The following is a 13328-nucleotide window of genomic DNA, read 5'->3' as shown; positions in this document are numbered from 1 at the left end:
CCCCTACCCGGACATACGACCGCCGAAATAACAGCTCCCACCCCCCCCCCCCTCCCCCCCCCCCCCCCCCCCCCCCCCCCCCCCCCCCCCCCCCGGCACTCTTTCTTCCTCAACCCTCCCGGTCCACCGCAACCTTCTGCGGCGGAGGCGTCATCACGCCGTTGAGCGAGGGCGAACCGCCGTTCACCGCTTGCCCGTCGTCGCCCGTCGCGGCGAGCAGCTTCCGGGCGAGGCCCAGTCCCGTGCCGCCCATCGTGAGCGCCTTGGCGAACAACTCGCCCATGCCGTCGGCGCCGTTGAGCAGCACCATGTTGTCGACGTTGCCGAAGGCGGACGCGCCGGCCTGGACGATCTCGGGCCACTTCTCCGCGAGTTGCTGGGCGACGACCGCCTCCTGGTTCTCCGCGAGGGCCGCGGCCCGGGCCTTGATGGCCTCCGCCTCGGCCAGACCCCGCGCCCGGGTCGCCTCGGCCTCCGCCAGGCCCTTCGCCTGCGCGGCGGCGGCCTCGGCCTCACCGGTGGCCCGGGTGGCGTCGGCGGTCGCCGCGCCGCGGGTCTTGGTCGCCTCGGCCTCGGCCGCCGCGGCGGCCTTCACCCGGGTCGCCTCGGCCGCCGCGGCCAGCTCCGTCTCCTTCGCCTTCGCCTGGGCCGCCGAGATCCGCGCGTCGCGCTCGGCCTCGGCCAGCGTCCGCTTCTCGTACGCCTTGGCGTCCGCCGGCTTGCGGACGTCCGCCTGGAGCTGCTGCTCACGCCGGTGCGCCTCCAGCTCGGCGACCCGCGTCTCCTGCACGACGACCTCCTGCCGGGCCGCCGCCGCGGCGAGCGGCCCGGCCTGCTGGGCCTTCGCCGCCGCCTTGTCCCGCTCGGCCTGGTAGCCGGCCTGCAGGATCTCGCTGTCCCGGGTGGCCTCGGCCATCCGCGCGAACGACTGCTGCTCCGCCTCCGTGGCCAGCCGGTTCGCCTCCGCCTGCGCGATCCGCGCGTCCCGCTGCACGGCCGCGGCGTGCGGCATCGCCAGGTTCTGGATGTACCCGGTCGGGTCCTCGATCTCATGGATCTGCAGCGAGTCCACGATCAGACCGAGCTTCTCCATCTCCGTACCACAGGCCGCCCGGGTCTGCCCGGTCAGCTTCTCCCGGTCGCGGATCATGTCCTCGACCGTCAACCCGCCCACGATGGACCGCAGATGACCGGCGAAGACGTTGTGCACCCGCTCCGCCATCAGCCGCTGCTGGTCCAGGAACCGGCGGGCCGCGTTCGCGATCGACACGAAGTCGTCGCCCACCTTGAAGATGACCACGCCCCGCACCTTCAGCGGAATGCCCTGGTGCGTCACGCAGTCCACCTGCAGCTCGGTCTCGTTCAGATCCAGCGAGAGCTTGCGCACCGCCTGCACCCCGGGCAGCACCAGCGTGCCCCGCCCCGTGACGATGCGGAAGCCCATGCCCTCCTCCAGCCCCTCGGTACGGTGCTTGGACCCGGAGATGATGAGCGCCTCGTTCGGCTCGGCGACCCGCCACATCAGCTTGAACAGACCGATCAACACGAGGAGGGCCACGACGACCGCCCCCGCAACGACGCCGACAATCATCGGCATACGCCCCCTTTGCATGGTGCCCGTTCGGCACCGAACGAAGGGAGTGTGCGCCTGCCGGGGCCCTGGGTGAAGACGCCGGCGATTCCTTGTCACAATCTTGACGCGCGCCGCCCTCACCAGGGGCGACGGCGGCTCAACTGTCGTACGCGGCCGTCACGTAGACCGTCCTCGGCGGCAGGTGCTCCACGACCATCACCACCGTCCCGGTCGTGATCCGGCACGTGCCGTCGGCCGGGTAGGCGAGGAAGTGCTCGGCGCCACCGCGCACCCGCACGATCACCTCACCGACCAGCCCGGGCCCGACCGTCCCCGTCACCCGCCCCATCAGCCCGACCATCGACGCGTCGCCCATGGCCCCAGCCTACGGGCGGAACGCCGTCACGCGACCGGCCTGTCCGCGTCCGTCCGCAGCGGCGGCCACAGCTCGTGCCAGCGCAGCTCCGCCTCCAGCTGCGCGGCCAGGGAGACCAGGAGCGGTTCGCTGCCGGCCGGGCCGAGCAGCTGCGCGCCGACCGGGAGTCCGGGACCGGCGAAACCGGCGGGCACGTTCACCCCCGGCCAGCCGAGGACGTTCCACGGCCAGGCGTACGGGCAGGCGGCGATGATGGCACGGTCCGTGGCCAGCCCGCGGAGCTGGGAGAAGGCGCCGATCCGGGGCGGGGGCAGGGCCGTCGTCGGCGCGAGGACCACGTCGTACGACCCGAAGAACGCGCCGATCCGCCGCTGCAGCACCGCCTCGGCACGCCGGGCCGCCCGCAGCGGGGCCCCGCACAGCAGCCGGCCGAGCCGGGCCGCGTCCCGGGTGCGCGGGTCGAGCAGCGCGGGGTCGGGGGCCTCGCGGACCCGCTCGGCGATCCCGGCGGTGGCCCGTGGCACGAAGGTCAGCCCGATCTGCCCGTACGGCGGATCGGCCTCCTCCACCACATGCCCCAACTCGGCCAGCTTCCCTGCGAGTTCGACGAGCCGGGTGCGGATCTCCGGGTCCAGCCGGGCGGGTACGGCGGTGAACGGCGGCTTCAGGGACAGGGCGACGCGCAGCCGGCCCGGGTCGCGGCCGACCGCGTCCGCCACGGTGAGCGCGGGCGGCCGATGCGGGTCGCGGTCGTGGTTGCCGCTCGCCGCGTCGAGCAGCAGGGCCGCGTCGGCGACCGTCCGGGCGAGGGTGCCGTTGACCGTGATGCCGTGGAAGGACTCGCCCCACGGCCACGTCGAGATCCTGCCGCGCTGCGGCTTGATGCCGATCAGGTGGGTCCAGGAGGCGGGGATGCGCACCGAGCCGGCGCCGTCGGAACCGAGCGCGGCCGGGACGAGCCCCGCGGCGACGGCGGCGGCCGAACCGCCCGAGGACCCGCCGGGCGTGTGCCCGGTGTCCCAGGGGTTACGGGTCTCCCCGAACGCCGGGCCCTCGGTGAACGGCCACTGCCCCAGCTCACACGTGTTGGTCTTGCCGACGATCACCGCGCCGGCCGCGCGCAGCCGCCGTACCGCCTCCCCGTCCGCCGCCACCGGCGGGAACTCGCCCGGGCAGCCGAACGCGGTCGGCTCGCCCGCCACGTCCATGTCGTCCTTCACCGCCACCGGCACCCCGAGCAGCGGTCGCCGCACCCCGGCGGCCAACTCCCGGTCGGCGGCGTCCGCTTCGGCGAGCGCGGCCTCGGCCCGTACGATCCGGAAGGCGTTCAGCGTCGGCTGCGTGGCCTCGATCCGGGCCAGCGCCTCCTCCACCAGCACCCGGGAGGTCACCTCCCCGTCGGCGAGGGCACGCCGGGTCTCCACGAGTCCTGCGGCACGGTCGGCACGGTCGGGCGTCATGGGGAGCACCTCCGGGAGACTCCGGGCACGATGTCTACCGAACGGTAACGTCAGAGTGGGGCCGGCGTACGGCTTTCGTACCGCGGACGTACGGACGGCGCACCGGCGACCTGGCGATCGGGGCGGGGCGGCCAGGGGGCTGGCCAGGGAGCTTCATCGTGCCAGCAGCCGCCGTAGCCACGCGACCCGGGCCGCGCGGGCCGTACGGGACAGGGCCGCGTCCGGGGCGAGGGCGTCGAAGCCGTGGCAGCCGCCCGGCCAGACGTGGAGTTCGGCCACACCGCCGGCCTGCCAGATCCGGGACGCGTAGCCGACCACCTCGTCCCGGAAGGTCTCCGCCGAGCCGACGTCCAGGAAGGCCGGGGGCAGGCCGGACAGGTCGGCGGCGCGGGCCGGGGCCGCGTACGGGGAGACCCCGGGGCCGCCCCGGCGGTCGCCGAGCAGGGCCGTCCAGGCCGTCTCGTTGGCCGTGCGGTCCCACACGCCCCGGCCGGTCATCTGGCGGCTGGAGACGGTGTCGTTGCGATCGTCCAGCATCGGGCACATCAGCAGCTGACCGAGCGGGCGCGGGCCCCGCCGGTCCCGGGTGAGCAGGGCGAGCGCCGCGGTGAGACCGCCGCCCGCGCTGGCGCCCGCGACGACGATCCGGTCCGGGTCGCCGCCGATCTCCCGCGCGTGCTCCGCGGTCCACCGCAGTCCGGCGTACACGTCCTCGACCGGCGCCGGGTGCGGGTGTTCGGGCGCCAGCCGGTACTCCACCGACACCACGACCGCGCCCAGTTCCCGCGCCCACGCCAGCGGTTCGGTCACGCCCGCCCGGTTGGTGCCGGCCACCAGACCGCCGCCGTGCACGTGGTAGATCACCGGCAGCCCGGCCGGGGCGGGAGCGGCCGTGGGCCGGCACAGCAGCAGGGAGACGCCGGGCGCGCCCTCCGGGCCGGGCACCGTACGGTCCTCCGCCTCGAAGGCGCCCTCCAGGGTCACGTCGACCAGCTCGCAGGCCGCTCCGCGCCGGGCGGCCTCGACGTCGTCGGGGGTGAACCCGGGCGCGATCACGCCCCGGAACGACTCCAGCACCGCGGCGAGTTCCGGGTCGAACGGCGGCGGGACCAGGGACATGGCTGCTCCTTCCGGGACGGTCCGCCTTCCGCGGCGCGCCTCCTTGCGGCGCCGGGGACGGTACGCCGGCACCGTCCGACGTACGCGGTCATCTGCCGTCTACCCCCTGACGCCCGGAGGCCGACCTGCCGCAGCAGCCCCAGGGAGGTCAGCGCGGCGACCAGCCCGCACACCCCGCTCCAGCCGTACCAGGCGTAGGCCCGGGCGCCGAGCCAGGAGCCGGTGCTGCCGCCCAGGTAGGCGCAGGTCATGTACGCGGTGTTGAGGCGGCTGCGGACGTCCGCGCCGACGGCGTAGACGCGGACCTGGTTGGCGACCATGCCGGACTGCATGCCGGCGTCCAGCAGCAGGGTGCCCGCCACGAGCGCCACCAGGCCGGGCGTGCCACCGCGACCGCCCAGCGCGAGGAACGCGGCGGAAACCGCGACCAGGAGGAAGCAGAACAGGTTCACCCGGTCGGGGCCGCGCCGGTCCACCTGCCGGCCCGCGAAGGGGGTGACGAGCATGGTGACCGCGTTGACCAGCGCGAGCAGCCCGACCGCGGACGTGCCCAGCCCGTACTCCGGCCCGGTCAGCAGCAGTGCCAGCCCGGTCCACACGGCGGAGAAACCGGCGAACACCGTCGCCTGGTACCAGCAGGAGCGGCGCAGCTGCCGTTCCCGGCACAGCAGGCGGAGCGGTTCGGCGAGCAGCCGTGGGTACGGCTGCCGGGACGCCGGGCGGGTGCCCGGCAGCGCGCGGGCGAGGAGCAGCGCGACGGCCAGGGTGAGCAGGGCCGCGAGGAGGTACGGCGCCCGCCAGCCCAGCCGGTCGCCGAGCGCGCCGCCGGCCGCGCGCGAGAGCAGCATGCCGGCGAGGCAGCCGCTGAGCAGGGTGCCACCCACGACACCCCGCCGCTCCTCGGGAACCAGCCCGGCCGCCAGCGGTCCGGCCAGCGGGGCGATCACCGTGGCCGCCCCGGTCAGGGCGCTCGCCGCGAGCAGCTGCGGCAGCGCGGGCGCGCCCGCGGCGGCGCACAGACCGAGGCCGGTCAGGCCGAGCAGGGTGACGAGCAGCGGGCGGGCGGGCAGCCGGTCGCCGAGCGGGACGAGCAGGAAGATGCCGGCCGCGTAGCCGAACTGGGTGGCGGTGACCACGCCCGCCGCCGCGCCGGGGGAGACGCCGAGGCCGGCCGCGGCGAGCGGCGCGACCGCCTGCGGGAAGTAGACGTTGCCGACGGCGACCCCACAGGCCAGCGCCAGCAGGGGAACGAGCCGGGAGGAGGCGGACGGGCGCGGGGTACGCTGCCCGGTGCGAGGATCCGTCATGTGCCGAAGTCCAGGGCACACGCGGCCGGTTGTCGAAGGATTCAGCCGGGGGCTACATGATCAGCTTTCTGCTCGGTGTGGACGATCTCGCCGACACCCGGTTCGCGATCTCCCCGCTCGGCGAGCTGATGGAGAGCCTGCGCGTCCTGCGCGCCCCCGCCCTGCACCCCTTGCACCGCGGCTGGCGCCGGACCGCGCTCGCCGCCCTCGCACCCGGCGACCGGCCCCTGCTGTCGTCGCTGGTCGGCCCCACCCTCGCGCTGCCGGACTTCCTGACCCCCCGGCCCGCCGTCCACGCCCCGGCCTTCGAGGAGGAGCTGGCCGTCGTCCGCGCCACGCCCGTGGAGGTCGTACGGCACGACCTGCGCGCCGCGCACGCGCCCCGGCCGCTGCCCCCGGCCCTGCGGCAGGCCACCGTGCCCGGGGAGGAGCCCGTCCGGGAACTCCTCGACGCGCTGTGCGCGGCGCTGCTGCGCTACTGGGAGGCGGCCCTGCTGCCGTACTGGCCCCGGATCGGGCTGGTCCTGGAGGCCGACGTCCGGCACCGGGCGGGACAGCTGGCCACCGGCGGCGCCGGAGCGCTGCTGTCCGGGCTGCACCCCAATCTGCGCTGGCACGGCGGGGTGCTGACCATCGCCCGGATGATCGGCCGGCACGAGGTGGCGGGCGACGGGCGGGGCCTGCGGCTGATGCCGTCGGTGTTCGCGCACAAGCCGGCCCCGCCGATCAGCGCCGAGGCGCCGCCGATGCTGGCCTATCCGGGCCGGGGCACGGCGACCCTGTGGGAACCTGAACCGGCACCCGACGCCTCCGCCGTCACCGCGCTCCTCGGCGCGCCCCGGACCACGCTGCTCCGGCTGCTCGCCGAGCCCCTGCCCACCGTCGAACTCGCCCGCCGCCTGGGCGTCACGCCGAGCGCCGTTTCCCAGCACCTGCGGGTGCTGCACGCCACCGGCCTGGTGACCCGGGCCCGGGACGGGCGGCGCGTGCTGTACCGGCGCAGCCCGCTGGCGGAGCGACTGGCCGGGGACCGGCCGGTGCCGGCGGTGGAGCGGCCGGCGGGGCCGGACTGAGGCGCACGCACACGCAGGGGCCGGAGCCCGGTCGGCTCCGGCCCCTGCGGGCAGTCCTACGGCTCCGGCCCCTGCGGACCGTCGTACGGCTCAGGCCGCCGCGGGCACGTTGCCGTGCAGGCGGGCCACGACCTCGGTCAGCTGGGCGGCGACCTCGGCGTCGTCGGCGGGGTGGGTCTCGGCGAAGCGGGTCACGGAGCCGGGGATGGACAGCTTGATGTCCTCGATCACCTTGCCGCCGGCGATGCCCACGGCCTTGCGGGTGTCGTCCTGGGCCCACACGCCGCCGTACTGGCCGAAGGCGGTGCCGATCACGGCGACGGGCTTGCCGCCGAAGGCGCCGGCGCCGTACGGGCGGGACAGCCAGTCGATGGCGTTCTTCAGGACGGCCGGGATGGTGCCGTTGTACTCGGGGGAGAAGAACAGGAAGGCGTCGGCGGCCTGCGCGGCCTCACGCAGCTTGACGGCGGCGGCCGGGACGCTGCCCTCCACGTCGATGTCCTCGTTGTAGAACGGGACGTCGGCCAGGCCCTCGAACAGCTCGACCTCGGCGCCCTCCGGCGCGAGCTTCACGGCCGCCTCGGCGAGCTGGCGGTTGTGCGAACCGGCGCGAAGGCTGCCGACGAGCGCGAGGATGCGAACAGACATGGCTACTCCAAGGGGCTGAAACATCGCTGTCACGATCCGGACCGGGGTCCGTTTAATTTTGTATCACCCCAAACGGACCGCGGTCCAGTTTTCTTCCCGATGCTTTACGCTGTCGTCATGTCCAGCGCTCTGCCGCCCTTCCCGAAGCCTCAAGAGCCCCTCGAACCATCCCCGTTGCTGGAGATCGGCCCGGCTTCCGACGAGCCGTGCCTGCGTGCCGACGCGGCCCGCAACCGGGCCCGGCTGCTGGAGGCCGCCGCCCGGCTGATCGCCGAGCACGGGGTGGCAGGGGTCACGATGGAGGCGGTGGCGGCGGCGGCCAACGTGGGCAAGGGCACCGTCTTCCGCCGCTTCGGCGACCGCACCGGGCTGCTGATGGCCCTCCTCGACCACTCCGCCAAGCAGCTCCAGGCCGACTTCCTCGGCGGGCCCCCGCCGCTGGGCCCCGGCTCACCGCCCCTGGAGCGGCTGCGGGCGTTCGGCGTGGCGGTGCTGTACCGCACGGCCGAGCAACTGGATCTGCAGCTGGCCGCCCAGCCGGAGCCGACCCGCCGGTTCGCCCACCCCGCGGCCGGGTCGCTGCGCATGCACCTCACGGTGCTGCTCCGCCAGCTCGTGCCGGACGCCGACTGCGACCTGCTCGCCCACACCCTGCTGGCCTCGCTGGACCCCGCCCTGATCCACCACCTGACCCGCCAACGCGGAATGTCCATGAAGCGCCTGGAAGCCGGCTGGCTCGACCTGGTGGCCCGGGTGACCCGCACCGAACCGCCGCGCTGAGACGGGCCGGAGCCGGACGCCCGGTCACGCCTGCTCGCCCGTGAACATGTCCACCAGTCCCTGCGGCGCGTCCGTGCGGAACAGCAGGGCCTGGCTGTGGGCGGAGTCCCGCGCGGAGGCCTCCGCGCGCGGGAACATCCGGGTCTCGTAGGCGGTCAGCGCGGCCTCGGTGTCGCCGGGGTGCGCGGCCAGGGCGAGGCCCAGTTCGGCGCCGTCGATCATGGCCAGGTTGGCGCCCTCGCCGGCGAACGGCGACATCAGGTGGGCGGCGTCGCCGAGGAGGGTGACCCCGGGCACCCGGTCCCAGCGGTGGCCGACCGGCAGGGCGTGGATCCGGCGGGGGACCAGGGCCCCGTCGGCGTCCGCGACCAGCGCCCGCAGGCTCTCGTCCCAGCCGTCGAACTCCTTCAGCACGGCCGTCCTCGCCGCCTCGGTGTCGCTGAAGTCGATGCCGTCCAGCCAGCCCTCGGGGGCCGTCACGGCGACGTACACATGCAGGCTGCCGTCCGGCTCGCGGTGGGCGAGGAAGCCGCGGCCCGGGCCGAGCGCGAAGAGCATGCCACCGCCCACCACCCGCGCGCTCACCGGGTGCCGCACATCCGCCTCGAGCAGGTCCGCCTCCACGAACGACACGCCCGTGTACGCGGGCCGGGCCGCGGAGACCAGCGGGCGCACCCGCGACCAGGCGCCGTCCGCGCCGACCAGCACATCGGTGGTGAACGCGGAGCCGTCGGCGAGCGTCACCCGGTGCCGGCCGCCGTCCAGCGGGCGCGCGTCGGTGACCTTGGAGCCCCAGCGGACCGTGCCCGTGGGCAGCGAGCCCAGCAGCAGGTCGCGCAGCTCGCCCCGGTCTGTCTCGGGCCGCCCGCCGGTGCCGTCGTCGGGCTGCTCCAGCCGGACGGTGCCGTGCTGGTCGAGGACGCGCGTGGCCTGGCCGCCGGCGTGGACCCGGGCCAGGAACTCCTCGTGCAGCCCGGCGGCCCGCAGCGCCTCCTGGCCGGAGTCGTCGTGGATGTCGAGCATGCCGCCCTGGGTGCGGGCGTCCGGTGAGGCGTCCAGGTCGAACAGCGCGGCCTCGATGCCGTGCACGTGCAGCACCCGGGCGAGCGTGAGCCCGCCGAGGCCGGCGCCGACGACGGCGACGGGGTGGTGGGGGAGGGGAGCGGGGTTCATGGGGCCTCCTGGCCTTCGCGGGGGGTGCCGGTCGGCACGGCGGTCCGCTCGATGCCGTTGATCAGGGTCTGGAAGGCCCAGGACAGGCGGGCCCCGGGGGTGCCGGACAGCAGCGCCTCGGCACGGGCGGCGATGTGCGGATGCGTGGCGGCGGGTGCCTCGCGCAGGGCCCGGGCCAGCGCCGGCAGGTCCTGCGCGGAGTCCTCCCCGGCGTGCTCGGCGGCGGTCGCCGTGGCGTGCTGCAGCAGCAGGTCCACGCCCCAGGCCGCCTGGGCGGGCGGCACCCCGCCCGCGTCCAGCAGGCCGAGCAGGGTCTCGATGAGGCGCAGGTAGTGGGGGCCGCTCGGCCAGGCGGTCAGCGCCGAGCGGGCCAGGGACGGATGCTCCAGGAGCACCGCGGTGTAGGCGGTGAGCACCGCCTCCAGCCGCTCCCGCCAGCTGCCCTCGTCCGGTGCCGGGCCGACCGTGCCGAGCAGCTCGTCCAGCACGGCCGCGTGCAGTTCGTCGGTGTTGCGGACGTAGACGTAGAGCGAGGCGGGGCCGGTGTCGAGTTCCTGGGCGAGCCGTCGCATGGTCACCTTGCGGAGCCCTTCCGCCCGCAGGATGGCGACGGCGGCGGCGACGATGCCCTCCCGGGTCAGGGCGGGCTTGGCGGGGCGCTCACGCCGGGAGCGTGGGGAAGCGGTCATGGCGTCACCGTAACGAACATGTTCGCTACGAACAAGTTCGTGACGAACGTGTTCGTCACGCGGCAGGCATATGCCGAGTTTGTCGAACGATGAACCACCTCGCCCCGGCCGCTCCCGGCCCCCGCCCCTCTGCCAAGATGCGGTCTGTGATGGTGCAGATACCGAACACGCCCACGAGTGCCGACGTGGCCCGTCTCGCCGGCGTCTCGCGCGCGACCGTCTCCTACGTCCTCAACAACACCAGCGCCGTACGGATCAGCGACGCCACCCGCCGACGCGTGCACGAGGCCGCCCGGGAACTGGGGTACGTCCCCCACGCCGCCGCCCGCAGCCTGCGCGCCGGACACAGCCGCATGGTCCTCATGCCCGCCCCGGCCATCCCGGTGGGCCCGCTCTACAGCGGGTTCCTCAACGAACTCCAGTGGGCGCTCGGCCGGCTCGACTACACCGTCGTCCAGTACGGCAGCGTCGGCCTCCAGGGCGACGAAGCCGCCCGCGCCTGGGCCGAGTTGCGGCCCGTCGCCGTCCTGGTGCCCGGCACCGGCCTCGGCCCGCAGGGCGTCGCCCTCCTCAAGCGCTCCGGCGCCCGGGCCGTCGTCACCCTCGGCCCCGCCCGCGTCGACGGAGCGCACGCCCTGCTGATGGACCACGACGCCGTCGGCCACTGCGCGGGCGCCCACCTGTACGAGCGGGGCCGGCGCCGGATCGGCGTCGTCATGCCCGAGGAGTCGGGACTCGACGCCTACGCGCGACCCCGCCTCGCCGGCGTACGCGCGGCGCTGCGCGACACGGACGCCGAGGTGACGGAGCTGCCGCTCGCCTACACCGAGGAGTCAGCCGCCGAACTCGCCGCCCACTGGCCCCGGTCGGGCCTGGACGGGGTGTTCGCCTACAACGACGAGTACGCCATGCTGCTGATGCGCGCCCTGCAGGACGAGGGCGTGCGCATCCCCGAGGACGTCGCCGTGATCGGCGCCGACGACCTGATGCTGGGCCGGCTGCTGCGGCCCCGGCTCAGTACCGTCCACATCGACCTGCCCTCGGGCCGCGACCTCGCCGAACTGGTCGACCGCGCGGTACGCGACCCCGGCGGCGAGCCCGAGGTGCATACCGTGCTGGGGGCCTCGGCGATCCGGCGCGAGTCCAGCTGACCCGGCACCGAGGCCCGCACACGCGTTACTGCTGCGCCTGGCCCTGCTGGGCGGCGATGCTCTTGCGGACCTCGTCCATGTCGAGGTCGCGGGCCTGACCGATGAGGTCCTTCAGCACCGGCGCGGGCAGCGCACCCGGCTGGGCGAAGACCGCCACCTGGTCGCGGATGATCATCAGCGTCGGGATCGACTGGATCTCGAAGGCCGCGGCCAGCTCCGGCTGCGCCTCGGTGTCCACCTTGCCGAACACCAGATCGGGATTGTCCGCCGCGGCCTTCTCGTAGACGGGCGCGAACTGCCGGCACGGAGGGCACCACTCCGCCCAGAAGTCGATGAGGACGAACTCGTTCTCGCTGACCGTCTGGTCGAAATTCTCCTTGGTCAGCTCCACGGTGCTGCTCATGGCGTGATTCCCACTTCCTGGTGTAGGGGGTGTGCCGACGGCGGAAACACGGTCGCCGGGCCGCCTATTCCACCCGTGCACGCCTGTGTTCCGCGCGCGTACCCGTGTGGCCACGGCGCACACCACCCACCAGACTGACCCCATGACGGAAACGGAATCCATCGCGTACGACGTCGTGGTGATCGGGGGCGGTCCCGTCGGGGAGAACGTCGCCGACCGCACCCGCGCGGCCGGACTGACCACCGCCCTCGTGGAGAACGAACTGCTCGGCGGCGAGTGCTCGTACTGGGCCTGCATGCCCAGCAAGGCGCTGCTCAGGCCGGTCATCGCGCAGGCCGACGCCCGCCGGCTGCCCGGCCTCGCCCAGGCGGTCCAGGGCCCGCTCGACACCCCGGCCGTCCTGGCCCGCCGGGACGAGTACACCTCGCACTGGAAGGACGGGGGCCAGGTCGCCTGGCTGAACGGCACCGGCACCGACTTCTACCGCGGCCACGGCCGCCTCGCCGGCCCCCGCACGGTCACCGTCACCGGACCCGACGGCACGGTCACCACCCTCACCGCCCGGCACGCCGTCGCCGTCTCCACCGGCACCCGCGCCCAGCTGCCCGACCTGCCCGGCCTCACCGACGTGCGGCCCTGGACCAGCCGCGAGGCCACCAGCGCCAAGTCCGCCCCCGGCCGGCTGATCGTCGTGGGCGGCGGTGTCGTCGCCACCGAGATGGCCACCGCCTGGCAGGCGCTCGGCTCCCGGGTCACCCTGCTGGTGCGCGGCAAGGGCCTGCTGAACCGCATGGAGCCGTTCGCCGGGGAACTCGTCGCCGAGGCCCTCACCGAGGCGGGCGCCGACATCCGCACCGGCACCTCCGTGGAGTCCGTCAGCCGCGAGAACGGCACGGTCGTGGCCGTCACCTCCGCCGGCGACCGGATCGAGGCCGACGAGATCCTCTTCGCCACCGGCCGCGTCCCGCACACCGACGACCTCGGCCTGGAGACCGTCGGCCTGGAACCGGGCTCCTGGCTCGACGTCGACGACAGCCTCCGCGTCACCGGCACCGAGTGGCTGTACGCGGTCGGCGACGTCAACCACCGCGCCCTCCTCACCCACCAGGGCAAGTACCAGGCCCGCATCGCCGGCGCCGCGATCGCCGCCCGCGCCACCGGCGGCACCTTCGCGGAGGAGCCGTGGAGCGCCCACGCCGCCACCGCCGACCACCACGCCGTACCCCAGGTCGTCTTCACCGACCCGGAGGCCGCCGCGGTCGGACTCTCCCTCGCCGAGGCGGAACAGGCCGGCCACCGGGTCCGCGCCGTCGACGTGGAGTTCTCCTCCGTCGCGGGCGCCGGCCTGTACGGCGACGGCTACAAGGGCCGCGCCCGCATGGTCGTGGACCTGGAGGAGGAGATCCTGCGCGGCGTCACCTTCGTCGGCCCCGGCGTCGGCGAACTCATCCACTCGGCCACCATCGCGGTCGCGGGCCGCGTCCCGGTCGGCCGACTGTGGCACGCGGTCCCGTCCTACCCGACGCTGAGCGAGGTGTGGCTGCGGCTGCTGGAGGCCTACCGGGACAACTGAAGC

Annotated in this window: 13 protein-coding genes; 4 read left to right on the top strand and 9 right to left on the bottom strand. The window is 74.9% G+C overall.

The window, feature by feature from the left end; all coding sequences use genetic code 11:
• Positions 1–109 precede the first annotated feature (109 nt).
• The 5 genes from ACZ4U1_RS04785 to ACZ4U1_RS04765 all read right to left on the bottom strand — a co-directional run bounded on the left by ACZ4U1_RS04785 (position 110) and on the right by ACZ4U1_RS04765 (position 5835).
• Positions 110–1597: an SPFH domain-containing protein gene (locus tag ACZ4U1_RS04785; RefSeq protein ID WP_467899571.1), complete on the bottom strand. Its 1488-nt coding sequence runs from the start codon at positions 1595–1597 to the stop codon at positions 110–112.
• 133 nt (positions 1598–1730) lie between these two features.
• A complete protein-coding gene (locus tag ACZ4U1_RS04780) occupies positions 1731–1949 on the bottom strand; it encodes a hypothetical protein (RefSeq protein ID WP_467899569.1) in 219 nt (72 codons plus the stop codon).
• A gap of 26 nt (positions 1950–1975) precedes the next feature.
• Positions 1976–3409, bottom strand: coding sequence for an amidase (locus ACZ4U1_RS04775; protein ID WP_467899566.1), 1434 nt, complete (start codon positions 3407–3409; stop codon positions 1976–1978).
• Between the two features lie 153 nt (positions 3410–3562).
• A complete protein-coding gene (locus ACZ4U1_RS04770; RefSeq protein WP_467899564.1) occupies positions 3563–4528 on the bottom strand; it encodes an alpha/beta hydrolase in 966 nt (321 codons plus the stop codon).
• Positions 4462–5835, bottom strand: a complete 1374-nt coding sequence (locus tag ACZ4U1_RS04765; protein ID WP_467899561.1) for an MFS transporter — start codon at positions 5833–5835, stop codon at positions 4462–4464. Before ACZ4U1_RS04765 ends, ACZ4U1_RS04770 begins: the two co-directional genes overlap by 67 nt.
• 56 nt (positions 5836–5891) lie before the next feature.
• Between ACZ4U1_RS04765 and ACZ4U1_RS04760 the strand changes: the two genes are divergently transcribed.
• Complete coding sequence (locus ACZ4U1_RS04760) at positions 5892–6908, top strand: ArsR/SmtB family transcription factor (RefSeq protein ID WP_467899559.1); 1017 nt, start codon at positions 5892–5894, stop codon at positions 6906–6908.
• A 90-nt stretch (positions 6909–6998) separates the two neighbouring features.
• Here the strand turns inward: ACZ4U1_RS04760 and ACZ4U1_RS04755 are convergent, their stop codons facing one another.
• Positions 6999–7556, bottom strand: a complete 558-nt coding sequence (locus ACZ4U1_RS04755; RefSeq protein ID WP_466340139.1) for an NAD(P)H-dependent oxidoreductase — start codon at positions 7554–7556, stop codon at positions 6999–7001.
• Positions 7557–7655: 99 nt separating this feature from the next.
• On the opposite strand from ACZ4U1_RS04755, the gene ACZ4U1_RS04750 reads away from it, so the two are divergent.
• Positions 7656–8336: a TetR/AcrR family transcriptional regulator gene (locus tag ACZ4U1_RS04750; RefSeq protein ID WP_467899556.1), complete on the top strand. Its 681-nt coding sequence runs from the start codon at positions 7656–7658 to the stop codon at positions 8334–8336.
• A gap of 24 nt (positions 8337–8360) precedes the next feature.
• Here the strand turns inward: ACZ4U1_RS04750 and ACZ4U1_RS04745 are convergent, their stop codons facing one another.
• Together ACZ4U1_RS04745 and ACZ4U1_RS04740 are read right to left on the bottom strand one after the other, a co-directional pair.
• Positions 8361–9509 carry an FAD-dependent oxidoreductase gene (locus ACZ4U1_RS04745; RefSeq protein ID WP_467899553.1) on the bottom strand — a complete coding sequence of 383 codons (1149 nt, stop codon included), beginning with the start codon at positions 9507–9509 and terminating at the stop codon, positions 8361–8363.
• Positions 9506–10198: a TetR/AcrR family transcriptional regulator gene (locus tag ACZ4U1_RS04740; protein WP_467899551.1), complete on the bottom strand. Its 693-nt coding sequence runs from the start codon at positions 10196–10198 to the stop codon at positions 9506–9508. Before ACZ4U1_RS04740 ends, ACZ4U1_RS04745 begins: the two co-directional genes overlap by 4 nt.
• Before the next feature lie 137 nt (positions 10199–10335).
• On the opposite strand from ACZ4U1_RS04740, the gene ACZ4U1_RS04735 reads away from it, so the two are divergent.
• Positions 10336–11349, top strand: a complete 1014-nt coding sequence (locus tag ACZ4U1_RS04735; RefSeq protein ID WP_467899549.1) for a LacI family DNA-binding transcriptional regulator — start codon at positions 10336–10338, stop codon at positions 11347–11349.
• Between the two features lie 25 nt (positions 11350–11374).
• On the opposite strand, the gene ACZ4U1_RS04730 is transcribed toward ACZ4U1_RS04735, so the two are convergent.
• Positions 11375–11752 carry a thioredoxin family protein gene (locus ACZ4U1_RS04730; RefSeq protein WP_467899546.1) on the bottom strand — a complete coding sequence of 126 codons (378 nt, stop codon included), beginning with the start codon at positions 11750–11752 and terminating at the stop codon, positions 11375–11377.
• Between the two features lie 142 nt (positions 11753–11894).
• Between ACZ4U1_RS04730 and ACZ4U1_RS04725 the strand changes: the two genes are divergently transcribed.
• Positions 11895–13325: a dihydrolipoyl dehydrogenase family protein gene (locus ACZ4U1_RS04725; RefSeq protein ID WP_467899544.1), complete on the top strand. Its 1431-nt coding sequence runs from the start codon at positions 11895–11897 to the stop codon at positions 13323–13325.
• The last annotated feature ends 3 nt before the right edge of the window (positions 13326–13328 follow it).

This window comes from Streptomyces sp. NPDC028928 (assembly GCF_055564915.1).
The sequence above is the reverse complement of the archived record's forward strand: the minus strand, read 5'-3'. Positions and strand labels throughout refer to the sequence as shown.